General features: G+C 69.8%; 15 protein-coding genes. 1 reads left to right on the top strand and 14 read right to left on the bottom strand.

Annotation, left to right across the window (positions count from 1 at the left end; translation table 11 throughout):
• Positions 1-52 precede the first annotated feature (52 nt).
• From ACMGFE_RS01320 to ACMGFE_RS01295, 6 genes are all read right to left on the bottom strand, one after another.
• Positions 53-1,096: an ABC transporter permease gene (locus ACMGFE_RS01320; protein WP_436923186.1), complete on the bottom strand. Its 1,044-nt coding sequence runs from the start codon at positions 1,094-1,096 to the stop codon at positions 53-55.
• A 21-nt stretch (positions 1,097-1,117) separates the two neighbouring features.
• Complete coding sequence (locus ACMGFE_RS01315; protein ID WP_436923184.1) at positions 1,118-2,932, bottom strand: ABC transporter substrate-binding protein; 1,815 nt, start codon at positions 2,930-2,932, stop codon at positions 1,118-1,120.
• 137 nt (positions 2,933-3,069) lie between these two features.
• On the bottom strand, positions 3,070-5,808 hold the full coding sequence (locus ACMGFE_RS01310; RefSeq protein ID WP_436923183.1) for a dipeptide ABC transporter ATP-binding protein: 2,739 nt from the start codon (positions 5,806-5,808) through the stop codon (positions 3,070-3,072).
• Positions 5,809-5,930: 122 nt separating this feature from the next.
• Positions 5,931-7,355: a dihydroorotase gene (locus tag ACMGFE_RS01305; protein ID WP_436923182.1), complete on the bottom strand. Its 1,425-nt coding sequence runs from the start codon at positions 7,353-7,355 to the stop codon at positions 5,931-5,933.
• Positions 7,356-7,441: 86 nt separating this feature from the next.
• Positions 7,442-8,014 (bottom strand): RDD family protein, encoded by a 573-nt coding sequence (locus ACMGFE_RS01300; protein ID WP_436923180.1) that lies wholly within the window; start codon positions 8,012-8,014, stop codon positions 7,442-7,444.
• Between the two features lie 106 nt (positions 8,015-8,120).
• The gene (locus ACMGFE_RS01295) at positions 8,121-8,822 is read right to left on the bottom strand and encodes a lipoyl protein ligase domain-containing protein (RefSeq protein ID WP_436923178.1); all 702 of its coding nucleotides are present in this window, start codon (positions 8,820-8,822) and stop codon (positions 8,121-8,123) included.
• Positions 8,823-8,942: 120 nt separating this feature from the next.
• On the opposite strand from ACMGFE_RS01295, the gene ACMGFE_RS01290 reads away from it, so the two are divergent.
• On the top strand, positions 8,943-9,839 hold the full coding sequence (locus tag ACMGFE_RS01290; RefSeq protein ID WP_436923176.1) for a DUF8155 domain-containing protein: 897 nt from the start codon (positions 8,943-8,945) through the stop codon (positions 9,837-9,839).
• 18 nt (positions 9,840-9,857) lie between these two features.
• Here ACMGFE_RS01290 and ACMGFE_RS01285 read toward each other — a convergent pair whose 3' ends face one another.
• The 8 genes from ACMGFE_RS01285 to ACMGFE_RS01250 all read right to left on the bottom strand — a co-directional run bounded on the left by ACMGFE_RS01285 (position 9,858) and on the right by ACMGFE_RS01250 (position 17,224).
• On the bottom strand, positions 9,858-10,379 hold the full coding sequence (locus ACMGFE_RS01285) for a DUF4385 family protein (protein ID WP_436923174.1): 522 nt from the start codon (positions 10,377-10,379) through the stop codon (positions 9,858-9,860).
• Positions 10,376-10,903 carry a GNAT family N-acetyltransferase gene (locus tag ACMGFE_RS01280; RefSeq protein ID WP_436923172.1) on the bottom strand — a complete coding sequence of 176 codons (528 nt, stop codon included), beginning with the start codon at positions 10,901-10,903 and terminating at the stop codon, positions 10,376-10,378. The genes ACMGFE_RS01285 and ACMGFE_RS01280 overlap by 4 nt, the downstream gene beginning before the upstream one ends.
• Positions 10,904-11,476, bottom strand: coding sequence for a cysteine hydrolase family protein (locus ACMGFE_RS01275; protein WP_436923170.1), 573 nt, complete (start codon positions 11,474-11,476; stop codon positions 10,904-10,906).
• A 74-nt stretch (positions 11,477-11,550) separates the two neighbouring features.
• Positions 11,551-12,846, bottom strand: coding sequence for a rhamnogalacturonan lyase family protein (locus ACMGFE_RS01270; protein ID WP_436923169.1), 1,296 nt, complete (start codon positions 12,844-12,846; stop codon positions 11,551-11,553).
• A gap of 202 nt (positions 12,847-13,048) precedes the next feature.
• A complete protein-coding gene (locus tag ACMGFE_RS01265) occupies positions 13,049-13,966 on the bottom strand; it encodes a bile acid:sodium symporter family protein (RefSeq protein WP_436923167.1) in 918 nt (305 codons plus the stop codon).
• A gap of 72 nt (positions 13,967-14,038) precedes the next feature.
• Positions 14,039-14,281 (bottom strand): SelT/SelW/SelH family protein, encoded by a 243-nt coding sequence (locus ACMGFE_RS01260; protein WP_436923166.1) that lies wholly within the window; start codon positions 14,279-14,281, stop codon positions 14,039-14,041.
• A gap of 72 nt (positions 14,282-14,353) precedes the next feature.
• Positions 14,354-15,547 (bottom strand): nicotinate phosphoribosyltransferase, encoded by a 1,194-nt coding sequence (locus ACMGFE_RS01255; protein WP_436923164.1) that lies wholly within the window; start codon positions 15,545-15,547, stop codon positions 14,354-14,356.
• Between the two features lie 318 nt (positions 15,548-15,865).
• Complete coding sequence (locus ACMGFE_RS01250; RefSeq protein ID WP_436923163.1) at positions 15,866-17,224, bottom strand: Hvo_1808 family surface protein; 1,359 nt, start codon at positions 17,222-17,224, stop codon at positions 15,866-15,868.
• Positions 17,225-17,228 lie beyond the last annotated feature (4 nt).

The following is a 17,228-nucleotide window of genomic DNA, read 5'->3' as shown; positions in this document are numbered from 1 at the left end:
GGGTCGTGCGGGAGCGGTCTGTGGCCAGCGACCGGGGCTGTGTCGTGCGTAGTCATTGCTGGATCCGTGGGTCGAGGTAGCCGTAGGTGATGTCGACGACGAGCGTAACGAGAGTGAACAGGAGCGCGAACGTGAGGACGGTCCCCTGGACGACCGGGTAGTCCGAGGAACCGATGGCGCGGACGATGGTCAGTCCCATCCCGTTGATGCCGAAGACGGTCTCGGTGAGGACGGCCCCGCCGAGCAGCGTCCCGAACTGGATGCCGATGATGGTGACGACGGGGATGAGCGCGTTCCGGAACCCGTGTTTCATCACGGTGATCTTGGCGCCCTGGCCCTTCGCGCGGGCGGTCCGCATGTAGTCCTGGCGGACGACTTCGAGCATCGACGAGCGCATCATCCGCGAGATGAGTGCCGTCGAGTAGATGCCGATGACCAGCGCGGGCATCAGCAGGTGCCGCGCCGCCGAGACGAACGCGTCGAACCGCCCCAGCAGGAGCGTGTCGACGGTGATCATCCCGGTCAGGGGGAGTTGCCGACCCATGAAGGTCCAGTGGTTCGGGAGGAACAGCGTCGACTCGATCCGCCCGCTCGTCGGGAGCACGCCGAGGTACGTGGCGAACAGGAGGATGAGCAGCGGCCCCGACCAGAAGATGGGTATCGAGATGCCCGACAGCGCGCCGACGCGCGTGAGGTGGTCGGTCGCGGAGTCCTGCTTGACCGCCGAGAGGACGCCGAGCGGGATGCCGATGAAGATGCCCGCGAGTTGCCCGTACACGGCGAGTTCGAGCGTGACCGGGAGTCGGTCGGCGATGACCGAGCGGACCGGCGCGCCCTGGCTGATGCTGTAGGACTTGCCGAAGTCGAAGCGGGCCGCGTCCGTGAGGAAGTCGACGTACTGGACGTACAGCGGCCGCGTCAGTCCGAGCTCTCGACGGACCTGGTTCACCTGCTCCGTGGAGGCCCGTTGCCCGGCGATGATGCGCGCCGGGTCGCCGGGCGCGAGGTGGAGGATGGCGAACACGAGCGTCGCCACTCCGAACAGCACCGGGACGAGCAGGAGGAGCCGCTTGGCGACGAACCTGAGCGAGGCCATGGCTGGAGCGGGGAGGTGACCCTACTGTATCTGGACCGTGTTGAGGTAGGGGCCACCGACCGAGCTGATCGTGTAGGAGTCCTCGACGACGGCCTCGTTGATCGCTCGCAGCGTCTCCGCGTAGTCGAGGAACACCCACGGCGCCTCGTCGTGGGCGATCTGGTTGGCCTCCACGTACATCGACTCGCGCTCGCCCTCGTCGTAGGTCCTCTGGGCCTCGCGGACGGTCTCCATGTAGTCGGTGTTGGCCCACGCCGAGACGTTGAGCGTGCTGTAGCCCTCGGTGTCGAAGGTCACCCAGTCCTGCCCGTCGGGGACGGCGTCCAGTGAGACCTTCGGGTCCAGCAGGACGTACAGGAAGTTGTCCGGGTCGGCGTTGTCGGTGTACCACCCCAGGAAACAGGCGTCGTGTTTGCCCTGGTCGGTGTAATCGAGGTACGGGCTGAACGTCGAGAACTGGTTGATAGTCACCGACAGTCCGATCTCCTCGAGGTCGGACTTGACCTGGTTCGCCGTCTGGATCGGACTCGGGTTGTACCCCCGGGGGTTCGAGAACGTCGCGAGTTCGAACTCGAAGCCGTCGGCGTACCCCGCCTCTTCGAGGAGCGACCGGGCCTGGTCTTTGTCGTGCGGGTACGGCTCGATGTCCTCGTTGTGGCCGAGCACGTCGGGCGGGAGCGGCTGGTCGGCCTCCGTGGCGAATCCCTGGTAGATCTGGTTGACGATGGCCTCGGTGTTGACGGCGTAGGAGATGGCGCGCCTGACCTGACGGTCGCGGAACTCCTCGCGACGGGCCATGTTGAACGCCATGTAGCCGACGTTGATGCCGTTCTTCCGGAGCAGCGTCGCCGAGTCGCTGCTGTCGGCCCGCTGGAAGCCGTCGGAGTCGAGGTTGTCGGTGATGTGCGAGTCGCCGTTGATCACGTCCTGGACGCGGGTGCTGTTCTCCTGGATCGTCTTGAAGACGACGTTGGCGACGTTGGGACCGTCGCCCCAGAACTCCGCGTTGGCCGTCAGCAGGATGCGGCTGTTGGGGTTGTCGAGCTGGTCGAAGGCGAACGGCCCGGTGCCGACCGGCTGGGTGCCGAGCGCGACCTGGTCGTCGCCGCTGGTGCCCATCTCCTCGATCTGGGACTCGGAGAGGACGGCGGCGGCGAACATCGCGAGGTTGCGCAGGAACGGCGCGTACTGCTGCTGGAGCTCGATCGTCAGCGAGTAGTCCTCGCTGGCGTCGACGCTCTCGATCCAGTTGCCGAGCGTGAACGGGCCGTACCCCGACCGGTTCTCGTCGCCGAGGTAGTAGTCGTAGTCCGACTGCGTGAACCGGCGCCACGTCGCCTCGAAGTCGCTCGCGGTGAACTCCTCGCCGTTGTGGAAGGTGACGCCCTCGCGGAGTTCGAGCGTCGCGGTCGTCCCCTCGAGCGAGTAGTCGGTCGCGAGCGCCGCTTCGAGCTCGCCGCCGCTGCCCGGCGCGAACTGGATCAGCGTATCGAAGATCTGGTTCGTGACCTTCGCCACCTCGCCGCTGGTCGTCTGCTGGGGGTCGTAGTTCTCCGGGTGATCCCCGCGAGCGTACACCAGCGTCCCGCTCAGGTCGGTCTGGTCGTCGCCGCCATCCCCGTCACCACCGTCGCCACCGTCACCGTCGCCGTCATCGCCGTCCGTACCGTCACCGCCATCGCCGTCGCCACCGCCGTCTTCACCGTCGCCGTCGGCCGGTTGGGTCGTCTGCGCGCCGCCACCGCCGCCACCGCACCCCGCGACGGTGACCGTCGCGGCCGTCGTCCCGGCCAGTGTCAGGAACTTCCGTCTATCTATCGACTTCTCCGGAGACATGATCAGAAATGCACCGAGATAGGTTATACTACCCACGATACTTCACACCCAATTACACGAGCGTTACATCGTGGTAACGATTGTCTACCGGGGAGAGCCGCGAAGGGCCGCACTGCGGTGTGGCCGTCAAGTCGGCGTTACCGGGCGCTCCCGTCGCCGGGCTGGTCGTACCAGTGGCACGCGGCGGGGTGGCTGTCGTCCTGGAGCACCGGGTGGCGCCGTTCGCAGACGCTCTCGAAGCGATCGCGGAGGACCCGGTCGGCCGCCGCCCACTCCTCGGCGGCCAGGTGTTCGAACGACTCCGCGACGACGGCGCGGTTCCGACCGGTGAGTTCCGTCTCGAACACCTCCGCGAACGTCGACTCGACGAACGCCGACAGCGAGGTGGGCCGGTCGGCGACCGCCACGTCGTCTCCCGGGGACGGACCGGCTGACCCGCTATCGGCCCCCGCGGTGCCGCCGTCCGCTGCGGTGGGGGTTTCCTCGGCGGCGTTCGCCCACAGCGCGTCGACGTTGATCGACCGCTCGGCGACCCGCTGGCGGTAGTCCATCACCTCGCGGTAGGTCTCCTGGCCGATCTCGACGTCGTCGGGCGGGATTATCTCCGGGCAGCGGGTGCGGAACCGGCATCCAGACGGCGGGTCGGCGGGGTCCGGCACGTCGCCTTTGAGCAGGACCCGGTCCGCGGCGACCGACGGGTCGGGTTCCGGGATCGCCGACAGGAGCGACCGCGTGTAGGGGTGTCTGGGGTCCGCGAACAGGTCGGCGGTCTCGGCGACCTCGACGATCTCCCCGAGGTACATCACCGCGACGCGGTCGCAGATGTGCCGGACGACGGAGAGATCGTGGGCGATGAACAGGTAGGTCAGTCCGAACTCCCGCTGGAGGTCCTCCAGCAGGTTGATAATCTGTGCCTGGACCGACACGTCGAGCGCGCTCACGGGCTCGTCACAGACGATGAAATCCGGGTCGACGGCGAGCGCGCGGGCGATGCCGACGCGCTGGCGCTGCCCGCCCGAGAGTTCGTGGGGGTAGCGGTCGAACTGGTCGGGGTCCAGACCGACCGCGTCCATGAGTTCCAGGACGCGGTCGCGGCGCTGTTCGCGGCGCGACCCGTCGGGCTGGGGTGCGGGGAGGTCGTGGATCTTCAGGGGTTCGGCGATGGTCTTGCCGACGGTCATCCGCGGGTCGAGACTCGACAGTGGGTCCTGGAAGATCATCTGCATGTCCCGGCGTTTGCGGCGTAAGCCGTCCTTGTCGAGGTCGCCGAGGTCGTCGCCCGCGAAGACGACGCGGCCGTCGGTCGGTTCGAGCAGGCGCAGCAGCGTCCGCCCGGTCGTGGACTTCCCGCAGCCGGACTCGCCGACCAGGCCGAGCGTCTCGCCTTCGTACACGTCGAAGGAGACGCCGTCGACGGCGCGGACGACCGCGTGCTCGCGGCCGAGGTACCGGTCGAACAGGTCGTCGGCCTGCGAGAAGTGCTTCGTCAGCCCCTCGACGGTCAGCAGCCGACGGTCGGTCCGGGTCGAGGCCGTCGCCGAGACGCCGGCCGTCTCGGTCCCGTACTCCGTCCGGTCGAAGGATTCGAGGATGCACTTCGAGCGGTGGTCGACCGCGTCGGGCCCGTGCTGGAGGTACGGGATCTCCCCGTGGCGACACTCCGGCTGGACCCACGGGCACCGCGGCGCGAAGAGGCACCCGTCGGGCATGTCGACGAGGCTCGGCACCGACCCCTCGATGGGGGCGAGTCGGTCCACGTTCTCGCGGGGGATCGACTCCAGCAGCGCGTAGGTGTACGGATGTGAGGGGTTGTGGAATATCTCGTCGACCGGCCCCTCCTCGACGATCTCGCCGGCGTACATCACGGCCACGCGGTCGCACACCTCGGCGACGACCCCGAGGTCGTGGGTGATGAACAGGACCGCCATCCCGAGGTCGCTCTGGAGTTCGGCGATCAGGTCGAGGATCTGGGCCTGGATCGTCACGTCCAGCGCCGTCGTCGGTTCGTCGGCGACGAGCAGTTTCGGTCGGCAGGCCAGCGCGATGGCGACGAGGACGCGCTGGCGCATCCCGCCGGAGAACTCGTGGGGGTAGTCGTCGACCCGCGAGGCCGGTTCCGGGATGCCGACCTGGTCGAGCATGTCGATCGTGTCGGCGAGCACCTGGTCGTCCGTGTCGCCGCCGAACCGGGGCAGGATCTCGCGGACCCCGTTGACCCACGAGTCCGCCCGCTTGCGACCGTACCGGTGGAGTCGCAGACTCTCGGCGATCTGTTCGCCGATCGTGATCGCGGGGTTGAGCGACGTCATCGGGTCCTGGAAGATCATCCCCACGTCGCCGCCGCGGACGTCGCGCATCGCCGCTTCCGGCGCCGCGGTCAGGTCGACGTACCCGTCCGCGATCGCCACCCATCCCTCGCCGGCGTCCGGGAGCGCTCGCTCGGGCGCCTGGCGGACGAGTCGGCGCGCGAGCGCGGTGTCGTCGAGCGATCGGTCGACGTCGACGCTCCGCGGGAGGGCGCCGCGGTCGACCGTCGCGTCGGTCAGGTGGAGGAACTCGCCGTCGGTCGACCGGCGGGGCGTCGACTCGCCGTCGGTCCCGGGCCGGGTCGCGACGCCGTTCGGGTAGCGACGAGCGAGTCGAGCGACGGTCTCGACCGCGCCGAAGCGGACGGTCCCGCCGGCGATGCGGCCGGGGTCTTCGATCAGGTCCAGCGTCGAGAGCGCCGTCACCGACTTGCCCGACCCCGACTCGCCGACGAGCCCGACGGTCTCGCCGCTCTCGACGGTCAGGTCGATGCCGTCGACCGCTTTCACCTCCCCGCGGTCGGTGTCGAAGTAGGTCCGCAACCCGTCGATCGAGAGCAGATCGCTCATTCGACCGGGCTTGGTCGATGCGTCGGAAAGTTATATCCCGGCTACCGTGAGACGAAAGTCGGGGAGCGGGCGGTGGTCGCGACGCGTCGGGAGCGGCCGAACGCGGCGGGCGGCCGGTCCAGTCAGGGGCGGTCGTCGTCGGGCGATTCCTCGACGACTTCCGCGGCCAGGTCCGCGATCGACTCGGTCTGCCGTTCGCCGCGAGTGGTCGAGTCGTCGTCTCCGTCCTCGTCGCCGGCGCGGTCCGTCCCCGCACGGACGTTCTCGCCGACGGCCGCACCGAAGGACTCGCTGTCGCCGCCGGGCCGGTCGTCGGGGTCGCGCTCGTAGACGACGGTCCCGCGGACGAGCGTGAGTTCGGGGAAGACGGCCTCGCGGCCCTCGAAGGGAGTCCAGTCGCACTTCGTGTGCAGGCGGTCGGCGCGGATCGGGTGGGTCTTGCCGGGGTCGACGAGCACGAGGTCGGCGTCCATCCCCTCGGCGACGCGACCCTTCGCGGGCAGGTCGAACACGTCGGCCGGGTTCGCAGCGGTCAGGTCGCGGACGCGCTCGTAGGTGAGCGCTCCCGTCCGGGCGTCGGCGAGCAACAGCGGTAGCGCGGTCTCGACGCCTGGGACGCCCGACGGCGCGTCCCAGATGTCGGCGTCTTTCTCTTCGGCGGTGTGGGGCGCGTGGTCGGTCGCGATCATGTCGACCTCGCCCTCGACGACGCGGTCGTAGACGCGCTGGCGGCGCTTCTCGCGGCGCAGCGGCGGGTTCATCCGCCCGTGCGTCCCGAGGCCGCGCAGGTCGCTCCGGGAGAGGTACATGTGGTGGGGCGTGACCTCGCAGGTCATCCCCGCCTCCGTCGCGGCGTCGATTCCCTCCGGGGTGGACGTGTGGGCGACGTGGATCCGCGTCTCGCGGTCGGCGGCGACCTCGCAGGCGCGGCGGACGGCGGCGGCCTCGGCGCGGGCGGTCCGGTAGGCGCTCCAGGCGTCGGCGTCGTCGCGCTCCCTGGCGGAGATGTTGAAGAGACTGGCGTCCTCGGCGTGGACGGTGACGGTCACGTCGCGTGCGTCGGCCTCGGCGAGCGCGTCGACGAACAGCGGTTCTTCGATGCCCATGTTCCCGGTCGAGTCGGCGAGGAACACCTCGCCGAGGGCGAAGACGTCGCGGTCGAACAGCGAGTCGGGGTCCCAGTCGGCGGTGACGCCGCCGTTGAGCCCGAAGTCGACCAGCGAGGCCTCCGCGAGGTCGGCCTTCTCGTCGAAGGCGGCGCCGTCGACGGTCGGCGGCGACGTGTTGGGCTGGTCGACGACGGTCGTCACGCCGCCCGCGGCGGCGCTGTGTGACCCCGTGTCCCAGGTCTCCTTGTGCGAGTCGCCGGGTTCGCGGAAGTGGACGTGCGCGTCGATCATCCCCGGGAGGAGGCGCTTGCCCGTCGCGTCGAGAACCCGCTCGCCCTCGGTCGCGTCCAACCCCTCCCCGACGGCCGCGATGGTCTCGCCCGACACGCGGACGTCCCGGCGGCGTCCGTCCGCGAGCGTCGCGTTCCGGAATAGCATACCCCATCTCTGACGTGCGTGGTCCTAAATCTCCCGGAGTGTGACAACCGGCCGGTCGCTCGGGGCAACGACGCGCGACGGATCGCTCAGGCAGGCGTGCCCGTCGCGGATTCGCCGCCGGCCGAGGCGGGCGTCTCGGCCTCGACGACGACGGTCCCGGCGACGCGGTCGCCGATGCGCTGCCGGCGGTCGCTCGCCAGCATGGAACCGAACCCGAGCAGGTACAACGACGGGAGCGAGTCGACGGCGCGCAACGCCGTGCGGACGAACGCCTCGCGGTAACCGATCGCCGACCCGTCCGTCCGGACGACGACCAGCCCGAAGAGTAGCTTTCCAACGGTCCGGCCGAACGCGCCCTCCATCAGCGTGAAGTACGCGAACATGGTTGCGGTCGCGCCGACCCCGAACAGCGCCGCGCCGACGGCGACGGCGGTCTCCGCGCTCGTCCCCCCGAAGACGCTCTTGAGCGGGTCGTCGAACAGTTGGATCTCGACACCGAGTCCGAGGGCGCCGGCACCGACGCCGAGGACCCACGACGCGACGGCGGTGAGCAGGCCGATCACCAGCAACTGGTCGACGACGAAGGCGGCGACGCGTCGCGCGACCGCATCGGATTCGGTTCCGCGGCGGGGAACAGGAGGGTGGCGGGCCAATCGCATGGCCGACAGTTGTAGTTGCGTAGACAAGAAAGTGTCGCAGCTCCTCTCGGACCACCGACCGTCGTTCCGCCCGGGTACCACCCGGGTGTCGCCCGAGTCCCGTCCGCTACTCCGTTCGGTCGACCGGGATCACCCGGTACGGGTCCCCGCCGCCGAGCGCCGTTTCGACGCGTCTGACGACCGCCTGGGGGTCGGACTCGCCGCCCGCACTCGCGACGCTGCCGACCGTTTCGGGGTCGAAGGGCACTTCGAGGGTCTCGTACACCGGGTCGAGAACCCCGGCGATCGGTTCGTGGTCGCGGACGACGAGCACGCCGGCCACGACCGCCACGTCGGCGCGAACGCGCTGTGCGAGCCCCGCGAGTTTCCGCACCCGCCCGCCGCAGTCGGCCTGGACGGAGTGCGTTCCCGGACAGAAGGAGTCCGGCGGTTCGCCGTCGCCGGCGTCGACGCCGAGGCCGTCGAGCGCGTCGAGCAGGTCGGCTGTCGTCGCGTCGTAGCGCTCCTGCAGGCCCGATCGGAGGTCGTCGACGGGCGTCACGCGAGCGAACGCGACCGTCGACCCGGTGTAAGCGACTGCACGCCCGCCCACCTCTCGCTCGACGGGCGGGAAGCCGCGGCCGTCGGCCAGTTCGCGAGCGCGCTCGTAGCCGGCTGCCCCAGTGTCGCGGCGCCCGAACGCGATCTGTCGATGCGGCCGCCAGACACGGACGGCCGGATCGCCCTCGGCGGCGACGCGCTCGACGAGTCGCTCCGAGACCGCGCGGTCGGCATCGATGGTGTCGGCCCGGCCGCGGTAGACGCGCATAGCGGGGGTTCGGGCCCGATTCCGAAAACCGCAGCGGTGCTCCGACGGTCAGCGGCGTCGAACGGGAGGGCAGCGGAAGCGAACGGGACCGTCATGTCGCTCCCGCCCGAACCACCGCCGATGGTCGTCACGCTGTCCGCCGCAGTCCTGTCGCGATACGTGCGGTTCACGCTCTACAACTCACCGTTCGCCGCCCACGACCGGGGATGCGCCGTCGACCTCTACCCGGGCGACAGCGACGGCGATGCGACCCGCCCGAACCCCGAAGACGGTCCGCCCGTCGATGCGCCCTCGCCCGTCGCCGGCGAGGTTCTCGAAACGCGGACGGTGACGGCACCTTCACAGCCCTACGCCGCCGACGAGGACCACCTGATCCTGATCGACACCGGCGAGCGCGTCGCCCGAATCTTACACGTCGACCCGGCGGTCTCGGCGGGCGACGCCGTCGCAGTCGGTGACTCACTCGGGCGGCTGGTCCGCGCCGGATTTTTCGCCCCGTGGGTCGCGAACCACCTCCACCTCGGGTTTCGCGAGTACGGGGCCGACCTGCACCGCGCCGCCGGGTCGATCCCGCTGGAACTCGCCCCCGACCTCCCCATCGAAGCGCTCGACTGGGACGGGACCGGCACCGTCGTCGCCGCGGGGGACACCTACGCCGTCCTCGACTCGCCGACCCATCCCGCGCCCGGCGAACGGTTCGCCGGCCTCGCGGTGACGGACGAGGACGGCGAGCGAGTGGGCGTCCTCGACGGGGGCCTCCCGCACTACGACTGCGGCGGCGTGTTCGGGCCCGTCGGGGGGCGCGACGAGGTGTGTCTCCTCGACGAGCGCGTCGGACGTGCGAACGGTCGCGACGTGGCCTGGGACGACGTGACCGTCCTCGTCGACGGCGACCCGGTGACGGGGCTCGCCCTGGCGTTCGGTCGGGACCGGGCTGGCGTGAAACTCGTCGGCGAGTCCGTCGACCTGCCCGTCGGGACGGACGTGACGGTCACCGTCGAGACGAACCGAGGCTAGCGGTGGGTCAGTGGTGGGTCACTCGCCGTAGTGCTCTCGGTGCTGGCGTTTGGCCCGTTCGTACGCCTCGTCCTCGCGAACGCGGTCGAGGTACTCCCGGTACGTAACTGCGATCTCCCGTTTCTCCGGGTCGTACCACTGCTGGGGCTCGCGTTCGACGCGGTTGCCGCTCGCTTTCGAGGCGCTTCGCGCCTCGCTGTCGTCGTCGGTCCGATACTTGTTCCCGCCGGGGTACTTCGCGTAGCGCATCGCCCGCGTCCACCCCATCTGGAGGTCCTTCCGGGCCAGGTCCATCCCGACGAAGTCGTCGGCCGCGCGATACTCGCGGTAGCGCTCGTAGATCGGTTCTGCACCGTCTTCGGCCTCGTCGAGCGTCGCGATCCCCCATTCCGGCAGGAGTTCGCTCTTGTACGGCTCTATCTTGAACGCGCCGCGCTCGTCGGGCGTGTGCCGGTAGCGCTCGGGGTGCTCGCGGAAGTCGAGGTCGTACTCCGGCCCGTCCTCGACCTCCGTGACCTCGCCGCGGACGGGGTCGCTCATCCGTCGGCCCGTCCCAGCGTTGCTGACCCGCCGTCGTCGAGCGATTTCTCGAATCGGAGCAGTTCGTACTCCCCTTCCGTCCGGTGGTCGGTTCCCTGGTACCCCAGGGACCGATAGAACGCCACCGCAGACCGCTGGCGCTGTGCCGTCCACAGGAACACCCGTTCGAGGCCGCGTTCCCGAGCCGCGTCCTCCAGTCCGGCGACGATAGCACGCCCGTACCCCGCTCGCTGGTGGTCGGGGTGGACTGCGATCCGCAAGAGTTCACCCGCGCCGGCCGGAATCTCCGCGTCTTCGACGGCGAGGCCGCCCATCGCGACTATCTCGCCGTCGTGCTCGACCACGAGGAACTCGCCGCCTGCGTCGACGTAGTTCCCCTCGACGTCCAGGACGTCGTCGCTGTTCGGCACGTCCTCGGGGTTCGTCCCCGCCTCGCGCAGCGCCGTCCGGTGGAGGTCCCGGACCGCGTCGCGGTCGCGCGGTTCGTACCGGCGGAGCGTTCCGGGAGCGGTGGCCCGGACCATTCAGGCGAACTCGATGTCGTCGAGCGGCGTCACTTCGCCGAACAGGAAGTCGGCGTGCTCCAGCGCGTACTCGCGATGGCGCTCTTCGATACAGCCCACCGCGTCCTCGACGAGCACCGGCCGGAAGTCCCGGAGGCCGGCGCTGCCGGCCGTGTGGAGCACGCAGACGTTGGCGAGCGTCCCGCAGATCACCAGGTCGTCGATCCCGTGGGCGGTTAGCCACCCCTCCAGTTGCGTCTCGTGGAACGCGTCGTAGGTGTGTTTCACGACGACCAGGTCGTCGTCCGCGGGATCGAGTTCCTCGACGATCTCGGCCTCCCAGGAGCCTTCGAGGACGTGCTCGCCCCAGCGGTCGAACTCGTCGTAGTAGTGGGCGTCGTCGAACTGCTCGGGCGGGTGGACGTCGCGGGTCCAGATCACCTCTGCGCCAGCCTCGCGCGCCCGGTCGACCGCCTGCCCGACCGGTTCGATCGCCTCCTCGCTGCCCGGTGCGTAGAGGCTGCCGTCGGGGTGACAGAAGCCGTTCTGCATGTCCACCACGACGACCGCCGCGGAGTCGGCGTCCAGTTGCATGGGCGGTCCTACGGACGGTTCGCCAATAGGTTTGCCGTCAGCGGATGGTATCTCGGTTCGGGCGATTCCGCCCGTTAGACGTCGTGCAGCGGCCCGTCCGGTCGCTCGCCGCCGGGGTAGAGCGTCGAGTTCGCCAGCCGTTTGGGCTGGGGTAACGGGCCGTCACCGGGCGCGTCGAGGCTGACCTCCTCGTCGCCGAAGACGTGAGCGGTGCCGTCGTCGAGGACGATCACCTGTTCGGTCCCGCGGCCGAGCAGGTCGCCGTGGATCAGGTAGCCGTCCTCGGGGAAGGTGACGACCGGGTCGAGGTGGCCGTCGTAGAGCGTCGGGTTCGTCCCGCCTCCCCGACGCCAGGCGAGAACGTAGTCCAGATCCGCGTCGTCCCACGAGGTCATCGGCTCGACGATCGTGAGCCAACCGCCGGGGTCCCGATCCTCGGTGCAGACCATCTCGCCGTCGCAGTCGACGACGAAGATGCCGTCCTGCCCCGTCTGGTCGGGGCCGCCGCGGACGATGCGGTCCAGACCCGCGACCTGCAGACCGTCGACGTCGTCGCGGAACTTCCCGGGGGCGATGTGCTGGACCTCTCTGGGCTCGCGGTTGCGCCAGCGTTCGGTACCCTCCGGGCGGTAGGCGTACACGCCGCCCTCACCAATGACGATTTCGGGGTCGTCGTCGCCGGATTCGCCGTCCTCGTCGAGGTCGGCCACCCAGATGCAGTCGGCGTGTTCGTCGGGGACGTCCGCCGTCCACAGCCGCTCGCCGTCCGAATCGAGGAACGAGTAGCCGACCATCACCTCGTCGCGGCCGTCGCCGTCGACGTCGTGCGGCCAGGGGTAGTGGCCCGTGTTCCCCTCGTGGGTCCACAGCGTTTCGAAGTCCGAGTCGAGCGCCCAGACCTGCTGATAGCGGTCTTTCACTATCAGGTCGTGGCGCCCGTCGCCGCCGGTGAGGTTCGCGGGGACGATGCAGTCGTGGGCCTGCGGGGCCGGCAGTTCGGCCGTCCGCTGGATCTCTCCCGTTTCTCCGTCGATCACGCGGAACTCGTCGTCCATCACGCAGACGACCTCGTTCGCGCCGTCGCCGTCGAAATCCCAGATCTGCGCGGGGAAGTCGGCGCCGTGGCTCCCGCCCTTCGGGTCGGGGTCGCCGACCTGCCAGCGGACCTCGCCGTCGAGGTCGATCGCGGTGAGCGAGGTCACCTGATGGGGGTCGTAGGTCGCGTCGATGTCGTCGCCCTGGACGAACAGCAGCTCCATGCGCCCGTCGCCGGTCAGGTCGCCGAGCAGAACTTTCGGCCGCCCGCCGGCGGCGCCGACGTCGAGTGTCGCCAGTCGAGTCGGTTCCCGAGCGCCAGTCTCGCCGGTCATGAGTCCGCCGGTCTCGTCCGTTCGACGGCTGTTCGACTGCCGAAGCGCGGTCGGCCCGGAATTCCAGAACGGTCGTTCACGGTACGATACAGTCGGCACCTCCACATCAATCCGATCGTGACCGAGTTGATACGTCGGCCGGCCACCGGCGGGTCGCTGCCGGCGGGGGTTCCGTTCCGGCCCTCGTCACTGGCCTGCGGGGTCAGCTCCGGGAGAGCAGCTTCACCAGCCCGGCGCTCGAACTCATCTCGACGACGCCGAAGACGACGGCGGGGAGCGCGGCGAGCGACGGGAGCCCCGCGCCGACGACGAGCGCGGCCGCGACCGCGAAGTCGCGCATCCCGACCGAGAACAGCGCGGCGATGCGCTCCTCTCGGGAGAACGACCGGGACGCGAGCCAGCCGCCCGCGTAGCCGACGGCGTTCAGCGCCACCGCGCCGGCGGCGACGAGCGCCAGGGTCGACCCACCTGCGCGGAGCACTTCCGCGTTGGCGGCCGTCACGATCCCGATGACGAGGATCACCATCAGCGCGGAGACAGAGGGGTAGAACTCGTCGTACTGTCCGACCCGCGCCGGGAAGCGAGCACGGGCCGCGACCGCGACGACCATCGGACCGACGACCGCGAGCAGGAGTTGCTCGACCACGCGCGCCGTCTCGAAGGCGACCGACTCGCCGGCGAGGACGCGCACCGACAGCGGGACGAGCGCGAGCGTCCCGACGCCGACGACGACGAGCGCGGTGGTCGTCAGCGCCGTGTCGCCGCCCCCGAGTTCCGTCATCACCGGCGCGACGAGTTCCGGCGTGACCGCCCCGAGGACGACGAACCCGACCGTCAGCGCTGGACCGAGTCCGAGCGCGCGGGCCACGAGGTACCCCGCGAGCGGCATCCCGGTCTGGACGACGAGGATGGTCGCGAGGGCGCGCGGGCGGACCGCCCTGAACGCCGCGGGGGAGAGCGTCAGCGAGATGCTGCCGATCATCACCGCGAGGATCGGCGTCGCGAGCGGCGTCAGCGCCGCGATGTCCGGAACGAGGACGCCGACCGCCACGGAGCAGAGGACCCACACCAGGAGGTAGTCGTCGACGGCGTCGGCGGCTCTCGCCAGTGCGGGGGACACGTCTGGCGAACGTGCCGGCGGCGCCCCGAAAGAACTGTCGGAGTTTGCGGCTGGTCGGCGGACGACCCCCGCTCAGGCCGCTGCACCGACGCGGTCGCCGATCGCGTCGACGATGGCGTCGGCGTCGTACTCGTCGTTCTCCTTGTCGAAGACGACCTCGCCGTCCGCTCGGACCTCGAAGACGCCGTCGTCGCCGGTCACCAGCGAGACGGCCTCGACGCGCTGGCCGAACGCTTCGAGGACGTCGGTCTGCAGGTCGACGGCGCGGTCGCGCATGCCACACGGGACGCAGTATTCGATTTCGACTGTCGTCATGTTCGTTCCGTAGTTCGGCCCCGACACTGGTAAACGCTGACGTGGCGGCCGGACGTGCCGGTACGTTCGATATCAGTCCCCGGATTCGCGGTCAGGCGCGTCGTCACCGGCCGGCGCGTCGAACCCGACCGCCTCCGCGTCCGCCGCGGCGCGGTCGACGGCCGCGTCGAGGTCGAACTCCCGGACGATCTCGCCGTCCCGGACGAGCGGTTCGAGGAGCGCCTCGGCGTTGTCGGGCGCTTCGTCCGCGGCGAGCGCGACGTGATGACCGCCGTCGTCCGTTCGATGGACCGCCTTCTTCCCGGTGAGTTTGCCGCGCTTGGCCGCGAGTTCGCCGTCGACTTCGACGAGGTCCAGCGAGAAGTCCGTCGGGTCCGCGTTGCTGACGTGACTGCCGACGCCGAACCCCTCGACGTACTCGCGGAGCGCCACGAGTTCCGCGGGGCCGAGCCCGCCGCTGACGAAGATGCCCACGTCCTCGAACCCCTCGGCGTCGAGCGTCCAGCGGACCTCCCGGACGATGTGTTCGAAGTCGCCGCGGCGCGAGGACGTGGTGTCGATCCGCACCGAATCGAGGGCGTCGACCGCCTCGGCGGCGCGGACGGACTCGTCGACCTCGTCGCTGTAGGTGTCGGTGAGCGCGATCCGCGGCACGTCCTCGCCGACCGCCTCGTCGAAGGCCTGCCACGCCGCTTCCTGCTCGCCGCGACCGAAGCAGATGACGAGCGCGTGGGGCATCGTCCCGCCGGCTTCGCGGCCGATCACCTCGCCCGCGGCGACGTTCGAGAACCCGTCGAGCCCGCCCAGCAGCGCCGACCGCTCGACCATCGCGCCGATGGAGGGGTGGACGTGTCGCGATCCGAAACTCAGGACCGTCGAGTCGGGCGCGGCGAAGCGGGCTTCGAGCGCGGCGGTCGCGGCCCCCGTCGGGTGGGAGAGAAAGCCCAGCAGCGCGGTCTCCAGGCGGCAGAATTCCAGATAGGGCCCCTCGATACGCATGACGGGTCCGCCGTCGAACAGCCGTCCCTCGCGAATGGCGTCGACGTCCAGGTCGCGGCCCTCCAGAAGGTTGGCGGCATCTTTCACGCCAGCCAGTAACTCCCACTCGCCGGTCGGGAACTGGTCGGCGGTCACTTCCGCGACGACGTGGGGGTTCCGGTCGGCGTGTTCCAGCGTCTCGACCGTCCGGTCGAAGTAGGCGTCGGTGGCTCGCCCGTCGGCGATGGCCTCCGGGGGCACGATGTCGAAGCCCGACTCGTCGGTCATGTCGTGGCCTACCGAGGCGACCGCCAAAAACGGTCCGCGTTCGATGTGGATCTGGAGTCGGCAGTTGTATACGGAACGCTGGCACCGCCGCGAACAGCGTGAAAGCCCCGACCGGTTCGACTCGGGCGCCTCGCTGCGCTCCTCACTCGCTCCGCTCGTTGCGGTGCTTGCTTCGTCGTCCTTCGTCGAACCGGTCGCCCCTTTCATTCCACCCGTTTCTGCTGGCTGACCGGTCTATGCGGGTGGGGCTTTCACGCCGGTCTGGCTGCTGTGATCGCCGACTTCCACAGAATCACCAATTTCACGATCGAGTCCAACTCAACCGGTTCGCGAGTGGACCTCGGAGAGCTGGTCGGTGGTGGGAGCGTTGACGATCCGCACCGTATCACCGTTCCGAACGACCCGGAAGGCGTCGCCGAACTCGCTGTCCTCGGGGACGACGTAGACGTTCCCGCGCGGGTTGCGCGCGTCGTGTTCGTCGAGCACGTCCAGGTAGGCAGCGTGGAACTGCCTGGCGTCCTTCTCGGTGTCCCAGACGGTCTTCCAGACGTAGGCCCCGGTATCGCCGTTCGTGTAGGGAACGACGCTGTCGCCCCCCCAGCCGGCCGAGGGCGTGGACTGGTAGCCGTAACGGTTCTCGGGGTTCACGGCGCCGTTGTGGACGAGCATGGCGTAGATGGATGCCTCGCCGACGGTGTCCGCGACGGGGTCGTGGTCGAAGCGGCGCCACTCCCCGCTGGAGCGGTCGGCGACGGACACGTTGACGGGCTGCTCGTCGGGGTACTTCCCCGGGTGGATGAGCTGTTCCGTGCTGTCGGGGCGGTCGTCGTAGAGGTCGTCGACGGCGTCCCAGCCGCCGTCGGAGCGGACGGTGTCGACGAACTGCGAGCCGGCTGCGTACGGCGTGTAGATGGTCAGGAACAGCCCGCGGTTGTAGTCGCTGCTGCCCGACCCCCCGCCGTCGCCGCCACGGGACGGCTCTGGAATGCACGACCACTGCGAGTCACAGCGGTTGTCGTAGAGCACGTCGACGTAGCGGGCGTCGCCCTCGGTGACGCCGCGGTTGGCGAGTTGCTGGTCCTGCGTCTCGCCGCCGGGACCGAAGCCGAAGTGCTGGTCCTGGAGCGCGTGGACGAGTTCGTGGGCGAGCGTCACCCGGTCGATGGTGGGCGTCTCGGAGTCGCTGACGAGGACGATGGCGTCCTTGCCGGGCGAGTAGTAGCCCTGGATGGTCTGGCTCAGCGTCTCGTCGGAGCTGTTGGAGTACGACGAGCGCTCGCCGACGACGAACAGCGACTCCCAGACCTGGTCGTTCCAGCGTTCGTAGGCCGCCGAGCCGTTCCCGCCGCCGGTCCGGTTTTCGAGGTACTGCTCGCGGGAGATGACCTCGACGGGGACGGTCTCGTTGAACTCCAGTTCGCGGATCTGCTCGACGCGGGCCATCGTCCGGGCGACCACGGCCTCGCGCTCGCTCTCGTTGTAGCCGTCGGCGGCGGTGACGTTCACCGCGTCGTCGTACCAGTAGCCGTTCTCCCAGCCGAGGCGGTCGCTGTCGGGGTCGCCCGCCGGGTGGCCGCCCAGCGACTCCAGCGCGGAACAGCCCGCGAGGAGGGCGACGAGGACGACGACGGCGAGCGCGGCGCGCGCGCGAGCCGATTCAGGCGCCCGGAGTTCCATCGGG

This window comes from Halosimplex amylolyticum (genome assembly GCF_051414035.1).
Classification (GTDB): Archaea; Halobacteriota; Halobacteria; order Halobacteriales; family Haloarculaceae; genus Halosimplex; species Halosimplex amylolyticum.
This window is presented reverse-complemented; position numbering and strand designations above follow the sequence as displayed.